The organism is Kitasatospora sp. NPDC002543 (genome assembly GCF_053594915.1).
The window spans coordinates 24,975-38,031 of sequence record NZ_JBSFWR010000022.1 but is presented as its reverse complement, the minus strand read 5'-3'; the positions used below and the strand labels follow the sequence as shown (position 1 = coordinate 38,031).

The 13,057-nt window shown below is 71.8% G+C and carries 22 protein-coding genes; 20 read left to right on the top strand and 2 right to left on the bottom strand.

Going from position 1 to position 13,057, the window contains the following annotated elements:
- Window positions 1-483 precede the first annotated feature (483 nt).
- The gene (locus ACWD4P_RS12850; protein WP_449779600.1) at window positions 484-1,968 is read left to right on the top strand and encodes a recombinase family protein; all 1,485 of its coding nucleotides are present in this window, start codon (window positions 484-486) and stop codon (window positions 1,966-1,968) included.
- Here the strand turns inward: ACWD4P_RS12850 and ACWD4P_RS12845 are convergent.
- Entirely contained in the window at window positions 1,926-2,429 is a 504-nt protein-coding gene (locus ACWD4P_RS12845) for a hypothetical protein (RefSeq protein WP_449779599.1), read from the bottom strand. The genes ACWD4P_RS12850 and ACWD4P_RS12845 overlap by 43 nt on opposite strands.
- Before the next feature lie 9 nt (window positions 2,430-2,438).
- On the bottom strand, window positions 2,439-2,915 hold the full coding sequence (locus ACWD4P_RS12840) for a helix-turn-helix domain-containing protein (RefSeq protein WP_449779598.1): 477 nt from the start codon (window positions 2,913-2,915) through the stop codon (window positions 2,439-2,441).
- A gap of 235 nt (window positions 2,916-3,150) precedes the next feature.
- Here ACWD4P_RS12840 and ACWD4P_RS12835 point away from each other — a divergent pair, with 235 nt between their 5' ends.
- From ACWD4P_RS12835 to ACWD4P_RS12745, 19 genes are all read left to right on the top strand, one after another.
- The gene (locus ACWD4P_RS12835; RefSeq protein WP_449779597.1) at window positions 3,151-3,369 is read left to right on the top strand and encodes a helix-turn-helix domain-containing protein; all 219 of its coding nucleotides are present in this window, start codon (window positions 3,151-3,153) and stop codon (window positions 3,367-3,369) included.
- Complete coding sequence (locus ACWD4P_RS12830; protein WP_449779596.1) at window positions 3,366-3,539, top strand: hypothetical protein; 174 nt, start codon at window positions 3,366-3,368, stop codon at window positions 3,537-3,539. Before ACWD4P_RS12835 ends, ACWD4P_RS12830 begins: the two co-directional genes overlap by 4 nt.
- A 90-nt stretch (window positions 3,540-3,629) precedes the next feature.
- Entirely contained in the window at window positions 3,630-4,124 is a 495-nt protein-coding gene (locus tag ACWD4P_RS12825; protein ID WP_449779595.1) for a hypothetical protein, read from the top strand.
- A gap of 103 nt (window positions 4,125-4,227) precedes the next feature.
- A complete protein-coding gene (locus tag ACWD4P_RS12820; protein ID WP_449779594.1) occupies window positions 4,228-4,476 on the top strand; it encodes a hypothetical protein in 249 nt (82 codons plus the stop codon).
- The gene (locus tag ACWD4P_RS12815) at window positions 4,476-4,913 is read left to right on the top strand and encodes a hypothetical protein (protein ID WP_449779593.1); all 438 of its coding nucleotides are present in this window, start codon (window positions 4,476-4,478) and stop codon (window positions 4,911-4,913) included. Before ACWD4P_RS12820 ends, ACWD4P_RS12815 begins: the two co-directional genes overlap by 1 nt.
- Window positions 4,913-5,107 (top strand): hypothetical protein, encoded by a 195-nt coding sequence (locus ACWD4P_RS12810; protein ID WP_449779592.1) that lies wholly within the window; start codon window positions 4,913-4,915, stop codon window positions 5,105-5,107. Before ACWD4P_RS12815 ends, ACWD4P_RS12810 begins: the two co-directional genes overlap by 1 nt.
- Window positions 5,107-5,442, top strand: coding sequence for a hypothetical protein (locus ACWD4P_RS12805; protein ID WP_449779591.1), 336 nt, complete (start codon window positions 5,107-5,109; stop codon window positions 5,440-5,442). The genes ACWD4P_RS12810 and ACWD4P_RS12805 overlap by 1 nt, the downstream gene beginning before the upstream one ends.
- Complete coding sequence (locus ACWD4P_RS12800) at window positions 5,442-5,777, top strand: hypothetical protein (protein WP_449779590.1); 336 nt, start codon at window positions 5,442-5,444, stop codon at window positions 5,775-5,777. Before ACWD4P_RS12805 ends, ACWD4P_RS12800 begins: the two co-directional genes overlap by 1 nt.
- Window positions 5,774-6,691 carry a hypothetical protein gene (locus tag ACWD4P_RS12795; protein WP_449779589.1) on the top strand — a complete coding sequence of 306 codons (918 nt, stop codon included), beginning with the start codon at window positions 5,774-5,776 and terminating at the stop codon, window positions 6,689-6,691. The genes ACWD4P_RS12800 and ACWD4P_RS12795 overlap by 4 nt, the downstream gene beginning before the upstream one ends.
- The gene (locus ACWD4P_RS12790; RefSeq protein ID WP_449779588.1) at window positions 6,691-7,785 is read left to right on the top strand and encodes a recombination directionality factor; all 1,095 of its coding nucleotides are present in this window, start codon (window positions 6,691-6,693) and stop codon (window positions 7,783-7,785) included. Before ACWD4P_RS12795 ends, ACWD4P_RS12790 begins: the two co-directional genes overlap by 1 nt.
- Entirely contained in the window at window positions 7,782-8,504 is a 723-nt protein-coding gene (locus ACWD4P_RS12785) for an exonuclease domain-containing protein (protein ID WP_449779587.1), read from the top strand. The genes ACWD4P_RS12790 and ACWD4P_RS12785 overlap by 4 nt, the downstream gene beginning before the upstream one ends.
- A complete protein-coding gene (locus tag ACWD4P_RS12780; RefSeq protein WP_449779586.1) occupies window positions 8,504-9,121 on the top strand; it encodes a hypothetical protein in 618 nt (205 codons plus the stop codon). The genes ACWD4P_RS12785 and ACWD4P_RS12780 overlap by 1 nt, the downstream gene beginning before the upstream one ends.
- A complete protein-coding gene (locus ACWD4P_RS12775; RefSeq protein WP_449779585.1) occupies window positions 9,118-9,636 on the top strand; it encodes a WhiB family transcriptional regulator in 519 nt (172 codons plus the stop codon). The genes ACWD4P_RS12780 and ACWD4P_RS12775 overlap by 4 nt, the downstream gene beginning before the upstream one ends.
- The gene (locus tag ACWD4P_RS12770; RefSeq protein ID WP_449779584.1) at window positions 9,633-9,827 is read left to right on the top strand and encodes a hypothetical protein; all 195 of its coding nucleotides are present in this window, start codon (window positions 9,633-9,635) and stop codon (window positions 9,825-9,827) included. The genes ACWD4P_RS12775 and ACWD4P_RS12770 overlap by 4 nt, the downstream gene beginning before the upstream one ends.
- On the top strand, window positions 9,824-10,180 hold the full coding sequence (locus tag ACWD4P_RS12765) for a hypothetical protein (protein ID WP_449779583.1): 357 nt from the start codon (window positions 9,824-9,826) through the stop codon (window positions 10,178-10,180). Before ACWD4P_RS12770 ends, ACWD4P_RS12765 begins: the two co-directional genes overlap by 4 nt.
- A complete protein-coding gene (locus tag ACWD4P_RS12760; protein WP_449779582.1) occupies window positions 10,180-10,437 on the top strand; it encodes a hypothetical protein in 258 nt (85 codons plus the stop codon). Before ACWD4P_RS12765 ends, ACWD4P_RS12760 begins: the two co-directional genes overlap by 1 nt.
- A 12-nt stretch (window positions 10,438-10,449) precedes the next feature.
- The gene (locus tag ACWD4P_RS12755; protein ID WP_449779581.1) at window positions 10,450-12,234 is read left to right on the top strand and encodes an AAA family ATPase; all 1,785 of its coding nucleotides are present in this window, start codon (window positions 10,450-10,452) and stop codon (window positions 12,232-12,234) included.
- Window positions 12,234-12,602, top strand: a complete 369-nt coding sequence (locus ACWD4P_RS12750) for a hypothetical protein (protein WP_449779580.1) — start codon at window positions 12,234-12,236, stop codon at window positions 12,600-12,602. Before ACWD4P_RS12755 ends, ACWD4P_RS12750 begins: the two co-directional genes overlap by 1 nt.
- Window positions 12,599-13,015 (top strand): hypothetical protein, encoded by a 417-nt coding sequence (locus ACWD4P_RS12745; protein ID WP_449779579.1) that lies wholly within the window; start codon window positions 12,599-12,601, stop codon window positions 13,013-13,015. The genes ACWD4P_RS12750 and ACWD4P_RS12745 overlap by 4 nt, the downstream gene beginning before the upstream one ends.
- The last annotated feature ends 42 nt before the right edge of the window (window positions 13,016-13,057 follow it).

Genomic DNA, 13,057 nt, shown 5'->3' with positions numbered 1-13,057 from the left:
TTCCCCTCACCCTGACCCCCGTCCGGCCCCGCCGCCACCCGCCACCCCCGTGCCGACCTGACCCCGGCCCGGCCCCCAAGCCCCGGCCTCGACCCCGGCCAGCCCACCGACCCCGACACCCGGCGACCGCCCGGCGACCGCTCGCGTACGCTGACGCTCGGACCGCCCGGTCGTGGCCTTGCCCCGCACCATGGGGCGAGCCGGCACCGGGAACCACCGAGCAAGGGCACCAGCCACGATGAGCGATCGCCTCGCGACGAGGACACCGACGGGCCCCGTCGTCTCCCGGCACCCCGCGCTGAGAGCCGCCGTCCGCCTGCGGCTCACCACCGCGTACGTCCTGCTGCTGACCGTGACGGCCTCCTGGCTGGCGACCCAGGGCCACGCCGAGCGGGCCCGGTTCGTCCGGCACAACAGCAGCAACGTCCATCACATGGAACTGGAGACATGTTGCAATGCACGTTGCTCCGCTAGCCTCAGACCATGCAGATCCCCCGCCATGACCACGGCCCCCAGCGCGAACAGCTGAGGGCGTTCCTGTACGCCCGCGCCAGCCGGGACCTCCGCGGGAAGGGCAGCAGCACCACAGCCCAGATGACCGAGAACCGACGCGAGGCCGAAGACCGCGGCTGGGCCGTCGTCGGCGAGTTCACCGACGACAACCGCTCGGCGTCCCGCTACGCCAAACGGGAGCGAAAGCGCTTCGCCGACATGGTCGACCGAGTCCGCGCCGGCGAGGCAGACGTCATCGTCACCTGGGAGTCCAGCCGCCTTCAACGCGACCTGGAGGTGTACGTTCAGATCCGCCAGCTCTGCATGGAGACCGGCACGCTCTGGTGCTACGGCGGCGACGTCTACGACATGCGCCGCCGTCAGGACCGGAAGCGCACCGCACTCGACGCCGTGGCCTCCGAGGATGAGGTCGAGGTCATCCGAGACCGGAACCTCCGCACGGTCAGGCTCAACGCCGAGGCGATGCGGCCACACGGCCGACCGCCTCTCGGGTACGCGCGCCGCTACGACCCCGAGACCGGTGAACTGCTGGAGCAGGTAGCCGATCCCAAGTGGGCACCCGTGATCGTACGGATTTTCACCGAGTTCGTCGCCGGGAAGGCCCGCTACAGCATCCGCCGCGGACTGCAACGTGACGGCATCCTCACTGCCAACGGCAAGGACTGGAGCGACAGCAGCATCCTGGCCGTCCTCCGGCGCCCCGCGTACGCGGGGTTCAGGGTGTTCCGAGGGAAGATCATCGGGAAGGGCAAGTGGCCTCCGTTGGTCCCAGAGCTGATGTGGCAGCAGGCCCAAACGATTCTGGATAGCCAGATGGATCAGGCATGGCGGGCTGCGGCTGCCTATCTGCTGGTCGGCATCGGCAGGTGTGGCGTCTGCACCGGCCCTCTGCGGTCCGTAGAGAGCCCGGAGGGCCTCAAGTACGGCTGCCGTGAGCGGTTCTGCGTCGGCATCGTGGCCGACGTGTTGGAGGCGTACGTCGAGGAACGGATCCTTCGCTGGCTCGCGACACCGGCCTCGGCTGCAGCGTTCCAGGACCCCAACCGGAAGGCCGCGGTCGATGAGGCGGTGGCGCTAGTGGCCAAGTTGACAGGTGAGTTGGACGCCGCCCGAGCCGCCGCCAAGGCCGGCACGCTCAGCGTTGCCAGCCTGATTGCCGTCGAGGCAGGGACGCTGCCCCGGCTCGCAACAGCCCAGGCTACGGCGGAGGCGTTCACGGCCGCCTCGCCGTTGCTCGTCAGTCTGATGGGGCGCGAGGATGTCGAAGAGCGGTGGGAGGCGCTGACGTTGGAGCAGCAGCGGGCCGTGCTGCGCGAGACGGCGACGATCACACTGAACCGCGCGGCCCGTCGAGGAGATCCCAGCCTGCAGGACGGCCGGATCGTGATGACGCTCGGTCCGAAGCGCCCGGATCAGTCGTCGGACGCGGCCCGTACGGAGTCCAGCGTCGGCTGACGTGCAGGGAAGTGGACGATGGTGCCCGTGGCGAAATCGGGCATCTGGTCGAGGCTGCCGCTGAACGCCATTCGGGCACCCGCCTCGAACGCCTGACGCTGGATGGAGAAACGTTCCTCCTCCAGTGCGCGGTACATGGCGTCACGCTCGCGGGCGAGCAGGTCCTGTGCGGCTCGCCGGCTGCGGGCGAGGTCGGAGCGCATGCGCTCGCGTTCGCTCGTGATGCCGACCTGCGCGGCCACTGCGAGCTCGCGTTCTTCGATGAGTGCGGCGCGCTCGGCGGCGGTGTCGCGCAGGGCCTGGAGGACGACCCCGACGCAGATGGCCATGGCGGAGACGATGAGGAGCGCGCTGCCGGAGACCGCCAGCCCGAGCTGGTCAGTCGTGACGCCTACCCCCATGGCTGTGACTCCGGTCGCCGCACCGACCGCCGCCATCATCCGACTGCCCTGCACCTGCATGCACCGCCCCTATGCCTCGGCTGCCGCACCCCCGTCGGCGTCGTCGCGCGTGGCGGCCCGTTCGGCGCGGAGGCGGTTCACCATGGCGAGGAACATCTCGCGGTTGACCGGATCCGTGATGCCGAGTTCGGCTGCTGCCTCGCTGGGGGTGATGGGTCGTGATCGTACATCGGGATTCGGCCACTCGGGGAGGGATTCGGAGGAGACGACTCCGCCCCGTACGAGCAGTTCACGGACGGGCACTCCGAGTGCGCGTGCGAGTCCCTCGAAGCTGCCCGGCTCGATGGACCGCGCGCCGGTCAGGAATCGGCTGAGCGTGCTCGGGTCGATGCCGGCGTCCTTGGCCAACTGCGTTTTCCCGCCGCCGCGGGGGCTGTCGATGTCGTAGCCGGCGCGGCGTGCGGCGTCCTTCACGTAGGCGGCGAAGGCGGCCAGTCGCCCTGGTGGGAGGCCGCCGGCCCGGCTTCGGGGCGTCTTCTCATCCATGCGGTGAAGGCTAGCGTGTCAGCTGACACCATGGAGCATGCTTGTCAGCTGACAAGCCAGCTGGTCAACGCCTCGGCGACAGGTTCACGCCACCCACCAGCATCACAGAACGAATGTTCGATCCAGCCCTGACCAAACCTTTACAGCACTACTTGCTTGACGTCTGCCAAGTAGCGGCGTAGCTTTCTTGTCAGCAGTCAAGCAGTACTCCTGACAATCAAGGAGGTGAAACCACGTGTCGAACCGGTACCGCTTCAACTCGACCCGGCTGATCGAGATCGCCGCCACCGCCGGCGACCACACGGGCTACGCCATCGCCCAGCGCACCGGCCTCAGCGAGGGCACCCTCTCGCGCATCATCAACGGCCGCCGACAGCCCAAGTTCGAATCGGCCGCACACCTGGCCCGCACCTACGGCGTCAAGCTCGACGACCTCGTGAGCGTCGCCGCGTGACCCGCGAACAGCGCGAACGCATCCTCGGCCCGGCCGGCATGGCGCTCGTCGAGCGGGACTCCGCCACCGACCAGCCGCCGGACGCCGGACAGATCGCCCGGCTCCGGGCCATCTTCGCCGGAACTGGCCGAAAGGCGCCGTCCCGCACGGCGGCCCCGGCCGCCGCCTGACCCCAGACACGGGTCGGGCCGCCCACCGGCTCCACACCAGGGCGGCCCCGGCCCACCGATCAACACCCGAAACGGAAGGAGGTAGGCCACATGAAGCCTACCCCGATCCACCCGACCATCATCCGATCCGCCGTCGCGGCCGTCTCCCCCAGCAGCATCCCCCTCCCGCGGTGGACCCGCGAGGAACTGGCGCCGGTCCTCTCCCCGGAGGTGCTCGCCCAGCTGGTGGTCCTGCGCGATGCCGTGCACTCCCCCGGGGTCGCACTCGACGCGTCCGACGTCGCCGTGTCCGGCCGTACGGTCACGCTCACCGCGTGGTCGATCCGTGAACTGTCGAGCTGGTTCACGTCGTACCCGACGGCTGGGGTCGCCGTGTCGTCGCGGCCCGGCGGCGGTCTGGTGTGGCAGCTGCACCTGGGGCAGGTCGTGCCCGGGGTGTCGCTGACCGTCGGAACGGAGTCCGCCGAGGACGAGACGCTCCCGGACACGGCGCTGGTGCGGGCCATGTTCCCGGCGGAGGCCCGGCTGCGGGCGATCCGTGAGCGTGAGGCGGCGGCGGCACGGCGGATGGGGTGGGTCGCGTGATCTGGCTGCTGCTGGTGTGTGCCGGCTGGTTCGGCGCCGGGCTGTTCCTGGCCCGCGAGGAACTCGCGGACATCATCCGCACCGGGCTGAGGGGCGGCCCCCGATGATCTTCGTTCCCGCCGACTTCGCCGACTTCCAGCCGGGCGACCCGATCCGCTTCCTCACCAACGACAACGGTTTCGGCGGGCTCGGCCTGTACTGGCGAACCGGCACCGTTCAACACGCGACGGACAGGGCCCTGACCGTCGACTGCGACTCCAACGCGCTCGGCAAGCGGGCCTTGATCCGCCGGGCGGCGTGGTCCGACCGTGCGCCCGAGCGCGCCACCAACTCCCGGAAGGGCGGTGCGTGATGAGCACGCCGTCGAACCCGGTCGTCCGCAGGGCGGCCATCCTGATCGGCAACACCTCCGGCACGCCGGAGGAGATCGCCTCCGCACTCGACGCCGCGGGGGTGCTCCGGCGGCCGGCCGAGCAGATCACCGGCGCGTACCCGCTGTGGGTCCGGCCGACCGGCCTGGGTGTCGCGATCGACGCGCACCCGCTCGTCTCCGCGCTGATCCGGGCCCTCGCCGCCGAGGTGGTCGAGGACCCGGACGGCGTGGTTGCCGAGTTGAAGACGATCGCCGAGGCCGCCGGCCCGGAGCAGGACGCCATGGTCGAACAGCTGCTGACGCGGCTGGGCGGGACGGACGCGCGGTACGCAACGGCGGACGCCCGACGGCTGGCTGAGGTGCTGCTGTCGATGGTCGGTCCGGCCCTGCCGCAGCAGCAGAGGAGGGCCTCCTGATGGACATCGACGAGCTGAACGACCGCATCGCCGAGCTGGAGGCGGAGCGCGACAACCTGCGCTCCGAGCTGGAGTCCACGCAGGAGGAGCTGGGACACACGACCGCCCGCCTGGAAGAGCTGACGACGGTGGCCGAGAACACCCGCGACCTGATCCGGGCCGCGTCCGAGGCCATCGAGAAGGGGGACTTCTGATGGCCGACCTGACCGAGACCGAGGTTGAGCAGCTGCTGTACGCCGTCGGCCTGCGTCGCGGCAGCGGCAAGAACCTGTCGCCGCACGGCACGTACAACGCCTACCTGCGGCACCTACGCCACAGCGACGAGCCGTGCGCCCCGTGCCGGAAGGCGAACGCCGAGTACAAGCGCAGTCGGGCGGGCCGGGCCACGCCCACGCCGGGTCTCCGGAAGCCGGTTGCTCACGGCACCCTCGCGGGCTACCAGCAGCACCGGTACCGGCAGCAGGACGCCTGCGACGACTGCAAGAGGGCCGCGCGCGACTACCAGCGGGCCCGGAAGGAGCGTGCGTGATGCCGTGGATCTCTCGCCGCGCGCTGGCCGAGCAGGCCGCCGCGATGACCCGACTCCGCGACCGGGCCCGCCAGCTGGAGGCTGACCTGCTGGAGCAGGGCCGCGCGAACGGTCGCCTCGCTGCCCGCGCCGTCGCGGCCGAGGCCCAGAACACCGGGGCCGCGTTCTCGGTCCGGGCCGCGCACCGCGGCCAGCACCAGGAGAACGCCCGGCTGCGGATGGTGATCGACCGGCAAGCGACCACCATCCGCAGCCTCACCACCCAGCTGGAGAGCGCCTTGGGCTACACGCCCGAGGACATCCAGCGGATCAACGAAGGGGCGACACCTCGATGACCACCACCGTGTCGGCCGGGGCTTCGGCCCCGGCCGCCGGGCGGCGCCGGAAGACTACCCCGCAGCCCACCGGGCCGGACCGCGTCCCGCGGCCGTCCGCTGGCTGGTACCGGGACAAGGTCACCGGCGCGAAGTACCGGCGCGTCACCACCATCCTGTCGCTGGGCTCCACCAAGGGCGACGTCCTCTCGCGCTGGGCTGCCGGCGTCGTCGCCGACGCGGCGTTCGATCACCTCCCGACCCTGGTGGCCGCGTCGCTCCGCCCGGACGAGCGCGCCGAGAAACGGGACTGGCTGTCCCGGGCCGCGCTGCGCAAGCGGGACGAACGGGCCGAGGTCGGCAGCGCGGTGCATCGCATCATCGAAGCGCATGTCCTCGGGCAGCCGGTCCCGGCCGAGCTGGTCGAGGACCCGGAACTCGCCCCCTACCTGCGCCACTTCCTCGCCTTTGTACGGGACTGGCAGGTGACGTTCGAGGCGTCCGAGATGGTCGTCGGCAGCCCCGAGTTCGGGTACGCCGGCACCCTCGACTACATCCTGCGGTCCCCGCTGATCGCCGCCCGGCTCGGCATCCCCGCCAACCTCGCGCTGATCGGCGACACCAAGACCGGCGGCGAGTTGGACGTCAAGGGCGTCTACCCCGAGGCCGCGCTGCAGATGGCCGCGTACCGGCGCGCCGAGATCGCGTGGATGCGCGACGGCAGCACCGTGCCGATGCCCGCGGTGCACACCACCGGCGTGGTGCTGCACCTGCGGCCGGAGGGCTACCGGCTGATCCCCGTCGTCTGCGACGACGCCGTGTTCGCCGCGTTCCGCATCACCCAGCAGGCCGCCGAGTGGGTGTCCGGCCTGTCCAAGTCCGTCGTCGGCGAGGCCCTGAGCCTGCCGACCAGCACCGAGAAGAGGGCCGCCTGATGCCCATCCTGGACCTCCAGCGCCGCATGCGGCAGCTCGGCGAGATCCGCATCGGCCACACCGTCGACACCGGCCGAACCGACAAGAACGGCAAGGCGATCAAGCGCCCGGCCAAGCTGCAGGCATTCCGCTTCACCTCCCCCAGCCGCCCGATCCTGGAGCAGGTCGCGGCCCTGTATGGCGGCGAGGTGCGGCCGTGGACCCCGGCGAACGGCGGCCCGGCCGAGTTCGAGGTGTACTCGACCGTCGACCGGCTGCCGGTGCTCGTTCCGCCGGCCGACGCCGTCTCTCAGTGGTACGAGCTGTACCAGGGCAGCAAGTGCGTGCGCCGGTGTGACGGGGTGACGGAGCACAAGCTCGACCGGGCGTGCCTGTGCAACCCGGAGAAGCGGGACTGCTCGATCACCACCCGGGTCAACGTGATGCTGCGCGACCTGCCGGCGCTCGGGCAGTGGCTGCTCGTCTCGAAGGGGTACTACGCGGCCGTTGAGCTGCCGCCCGCGGCCGAACTGCTGGCCCAGGTCGGCGGGTACGTGGCCGGGTGGCTCGGCATGGAAGCCAAGTCGGTGACCACGGACCGGGGCACCAACCGGTTCATGGTGCCGACGCTGGACGTCGAGATCACCCCGACCGAGCTGATGTCCGGGCAGATCCGCGGCGCCGTCGAGGTGGCCGCGGGCGCCCCCGAGCGAGCCGCGATCGAGGCCGCGCCGGCCGTGCCTGTGCCGGACTACGTGGCGCTGGCGAAGCTCTCGCGGGACGCCGGGGCGGTCCGGGACATCTGGAAGACCGCGAACGGCAAGGGCCACATGACCCCGGAGCTGTCGGCCGCGCTCAAGGCCCTCGCGGACCGGTTCACCCCGGCCGTGGCCGAGCCGGCGGAGGCCGAGGAGGTCATCGAGCCGGAGATCGTGGACGACGGCGACCCGACCGAGGTGTGGTTCCAGATCATGGCCGCCGCGGGCGCCCGGGGCTGGACGACTGACGCGACCGAGCAGGCATTCGCCGAGCGCAACGGCGGGACGATGCCGGGGTCGGCCAACACGGTTGAGCTGCAGGGGTTCCTGATGTGGCTCAAGGGCGGTGCCCAGTGAGCTGGCACCTCGGCCGCCTCGCGGCCTTCGACACCGAGACGACCGGCGTGGACGTCGAGTCCGACCGCATCGTCACCGCCGCCGTGCTCCTCGTCGGCGGCGGCCAGCCCACCGTGCCGCACACGTGGCTGGCCGACCCCGGGATCGACATCCCGCAGGAGGCCAGTGCGGTGCACGGCGTCACCACGGAGCGGGCCCAGACTGAGGGGCGCCCGGCCGCGGAGGTCGTCGCCCTGGTGGCCGCGCTGCTGGCCGAGCAGGTCGCCGCCGGCATCCCGGTTGTCGGGATGAACCTGCGGTTCGACTTCACCACCCTCGACCGGGAGCTGATGCGGTACGGCCTGCCCAGCCTCGCCGAGCAGGCCGGCCGTGAGCCGCTCGCGGTCGACGTCTTCGTCATCGACAAGGCGCTCGACAAGTGGCGCAAGGGCCCGCGCAAGCTCGTCAACCTCGCCGAGCAGTACGGCATCCGCCTCGCCGAGGGTGATGCGCACGACGCTGGCGCCGATGCCCTCGCGGCTGCGCGGATCGCGTGGCGGCAGGCCGAGAAGTGGCCGACCGAACTGCAGACGCCGGGCCTCGAACTCCTGCACCTGCGGCAGAAGACGTGGGCGCGCGAGCAGGCCATCGACCTGCAGGCGTACCTGCGCCGCAAGGACCCGCAGGCCGTCGTCGAGGCCGCGTGGCCGCTCATCCCCCGCCCACGGGCCGGTGCCTGATGGCCGCCCAGCTCACCCTCCCGCTGCCCACGTCCGCCTCCGTCCCGGCTCCGGCCGGGGCGGGGGCCCCCGCCCCGGTCCCGCTCGTCATCGGCCTCGACGTCTCCCTCTCGTGCACCGGGGTGGCCGGCCGCGGCTGGGCCGAAGCCATCCGCTCCGGCGCCCGGACCGGACACGAGCGCCTCGCCCACCAGCTCGGCGAGATGCAGTCGTACTACCGGCACGCCGAGCTGGTCGTCATCGAGGGCCCGGCGTTCTCCCGCGCGCTCCAGCGCGGGCACGACGAACTGGCGGCGATCCGCTGGATGGTCCGCCACGACCTGTGGCGCCGCCAGATCCCGTACGCCGTCGTCCCGCCCGACAACCGCACCATCTACGCCACCGGCCGGGCCCGCTGGAAGGGCGAGACCCCGACGCAGGTCAAGGGCCGCGTCCGCGACGAGGTGCAGCGCCGCTACGGCGTCGAGTGCACCGGCCCCGGCCGCTACGACCAGGCCGACGCCTCGGTCCTCGCGGAGATGGGCCTCGCCCACCTCGGCCACCCCGGCGCCGCCCTGCCCCCCACCCACACCCGCGCGCTGGCCGGCGTCGACTGGCCCGAGAGGAGCGACGCATGATCGCCACCGAGGTCACCACCCGGTTCCCCTGCCAGGACGAGCCCGAACTGTTCCACGCCCCTGAGGGCCGCGAGCACGCCAACGCCGCGCTGGCCCGGATCAACGCCGCCAAGGCCCTGTGCTTCACCTGCCCGGTCATCGTGGCGTGCCGCACCCTCGGCCGACAGCTCCGCGAGATCGGGGTGTGGGGCGGCGAGGACGACGACGAGCGTGAGGCCGCCGGCTTCAAGCCGCGCCCGGCCCTCTACGTGGCCCACCACCCGGAGTGCGGCACCGAGGCCGGGGCGAAGCGCCACCGCCGCAGCGACGAGAAGCCGTGCAGGCCGTGCCTGTCCGCGGAGTCGCACGCCAACGTCGCCCGCAAGCGCAACCGGGGCCCCGCGCAATGCGGCACCCGCAGCGGCTACCTGCGGCACCGCAAGAACGGCGAGGTCGCGTGCACGCCGTGCCGGAACGCGAACTCGGCGGCCGACCGGCGCCTGCACCAGACCGGCAGCACCCGGGCCGCCGCGTGACGGCCACCGGGTGGGTCGGCGGGCTCACCATCACCACCGACACCCGACCGCCGACCGCGGACTACCTCTGCACCCGCTGCTGGTACCACCAGCGGCTCACCGGCCGCGACCGCATCGTCTACGGCGCCCGCGACCTGCCCCTCACCCACCGGGCCGTCTGCCCGGCCCTCTCGAAGGAGCGCACCACATGACCGAGATCAAGTTCGACTCCAAGGTCGTCGCCGACGTCTCCCGGGCCCTCGCCCCGTTCGCCGACGCCATGTTCAAGCAGCGCGCCGGCCGGTGGGTCGCCGTCATCGAGCTGGCCCACGCCGAACGCACCGAGCCCGGCCCGGACGAGGAGAAGGACCGCGCCGTCAAGGTCCGCATCACCTCGATCGAGGTCGCCGCCGACGAGTTCACCGACGAGCGCCTGCGGCAGGCCCAGCAGGACATGTACCGGCGCCGCACCGCCGCCGGAACACTTGACGAGGCCGCCGGCACCTACCGAGCCGACGACCTCCTGCGCAACGGCGTCGGACTCCACATCGACGACGCGGCGTGATGAGCGGGCCCCGCACCCCGGAGCGCACCGCCTGCCCGCGGTGCGGGGCCACCACCCTCCGCACGCCCGACGGCCGACACCTCGATCCCGAGCCTCACCCCCTCGCGATCTACCTCCCCGACGGCGGCCAGCTCGACGCCGCGGCCGCGCTGCCGATCCTCCTCGGCCAGCAGCCGCCGCGCGCGCACCACCCGCACCGCCCCGGCCCCTACGGCTGCAACCCGCCCCCGCCGGCCGAGCAGCCGACCCTCTTCTAGGAGCACCGCACCGTGAGCAACGTCCACCCCTTCCCGGCCCCGCCGGAGGACGACGGCGAGGACTACATCACCCGCGACGTCGCGTGGGACGAGCACGCCGAGCAGTTGGTGCTCGGCAGCTCGATGGGCAACGCTCTGGCCTACGCCGAGGCCATGGATGCCGGCCTCGACCGGACGGACTTCCACCGTCTGGGGCATCAGCTGATCTGGGATGTCATCGGGCAGCTCGTCAGCGAAGGGGCGCCCACCCACTTCGTCGCCGTCCGCGACAAGGTCGAGAAGCTCGGCCGACTCCGCGAAGTGGCCGGCGGCATGCTCATCAACGACATCAGCAACCTGAACGTCCCCCCGGGCGCGGTCGGCCACTTCGCGGAGATCGTCCGTGACAAGGCCGCCACCCGCCGGGCCGACGACCTCGGCATCCGCATCCGGGCTGCCGCCCACGTTGGTGCCGGGCCGGACGACGTCGGCGCCATCATCGCCCGCTACCAGGAGCACGAAGCCGCCCGCACCGCGCAGGCCTCCGGCGGCGGCCCCGCGCACATCCTCGCCGCTGCCCTCGACTGGAGCGCTCTGTTCGCCGCCGACTACACCAACGTGCAGTTGCTGCCCGGCCGGCTCCTCGCCCCCGGCCAGCAGATCGCCGTCGTCGGCGACGGCAAGGCCGGTAAGTCGCTGTTCATGCAGGAGTGGGTGTGGCGGGTTGCCACCGGGCAGAGTGCCCTCGGCGACACCCCGCAGCCCGTAGTCAGGGTTCTGTACATCGACGCGGAGAACGGCCACCCGGAGTTGCAGCAGCGCCTCCGCTCGTTCGGCGCCGGCCCCCAGACCATGGGCGCCCTGACCTACCTGTCGTTCCCCCCGATCCGCCCCCTCGACACCGCTGCCGGCGGCCAAGACCTCCTCGCCACTGCCAAGGCAGTCGGCGCCGAGGTCGTCGTCATCGACACCGTGTCGCGGTTCATCTCCGGCGAGGAGAACACCGCCGACACCTGGCTCGCCCTGTACCGCCACACCCTCATGCCGCTCAAGGCCGCCGGCATCGCCTCAATCCGGCTCGACCACTTCGGGAAGGACAACGAACGCGGCGCCCGCGGCTCCTCCGCCAAGGTCCAGGACGTCGACCACGTCTGGGAGTTGCGCGCCCAGGGCGGCGGCATCCTCTCCCTCAAGCGCACCCACTCCCGCACCGGCATCGGCCCGGACGAGTTCACCCTGATCCGCCACAGCCGCAAGATCGGCGACGACTGGGTCGCCGGAGCCACCCGCCACGAACCGATGACGTTCGCCGACCGCGCCGCCCTGATCGAGGGCACCACCGAGTGGCTCGTCGACCAGCTCGACACGGCCGGCGTCGATCCGACGTGGGGCAATCCGAAGGTCCGCGAGTGGTGCGGGGCGAACGGCATCCGGGTGCGGAAGGACCGAATCGAGGAGGCGGTCCGGGTCCGCAAGGCGAAGGCGACAAAAGCGACAAATAAGGTTCCCCCGCACCTTCCCCGCGATCTTGAAACGCCCAGCGCCACAGACCTTCCCCCGGCTCCGGGGAATCCCCAGACAAAACCGCAGGTCAACCATTCCCCGGGAACATCTGGGGAACCCGGGGGAACCGTGCCAACAGCACCTTCCTTCCCCCGCCCCCTCCCTAAGGAGGGGGAAGGGGGTGCGCACCGGGGAACCCAAGAGCCTCTCTGCACCAACTGCGGACACCCCCTCCCCGCCTACCGAGCCACCGCCGGCTACGACACCCACCTCCTCTGCGACACCACCATCTGCCCCAACACCGAGGACACCTGATGACCAACACCCCCGGCCGCACCACCCTCCTCGCCACCGAACTCGCCTGGCTCCTCCGCCAACCCGGCTCCATCACCCTCACCACCGTCCACCACGACGTCCTCGGCCCCGCCCTCCAAGCCGTCGCCCCCGACCAGCCCCCACGCCACACCCCCACCACCGGCGGCCCCTGGACCCACACCATCCCCGCAGACGACCTCCCCGCCCTCCGCGCCTGGCTCGACCGCCTCCCCGACACCGCGCCCATCCGCATCGGCACCGCCGCCCCCGCCGACGGCACCGGCCTGCTCCTCACCGCCCGCACCGGCCCCCAGGCCATACGCATCCACCAGCCCGCTCCGACCGCCACCCAGGAGACCACCCGATGAACCAGCCCCAGCCCGCCGCCGAGTGCACCACCTGCCACGGCTACGACAGCTCGACCTGCCTCACCTGCCGCGGCACCAGCACCCAGCCCGACGCGCCCCTCGACCTCAACGCCATCCAGGCCCGCTACGACACCTATGCCGTCCTGCACGAGCAGAGCAGGGGCGCCGCCTTCATGACCTGCCCCTCGCAGGAATCCGCCGCCGACGTGCCCGCCCTGCTCAACCGGGTCCGGCAGCTGGAGGCCGAACTCGCCACCGCCAAGGCCGCCGGCTACCGACAGGCCGCCGACAACATCGCCGAGATGATCACCATCCACGGCACCGACTTCGACCCGCAGATGATCCACCACTTCCTCCAGAACGGCGCCGAACTCCGCGAGCAGTTCGCCGCGCAGCAGCAGACCACCACCTGACTACCCCCGCGATCGGCACCCACCGGCCACCACACACACCCA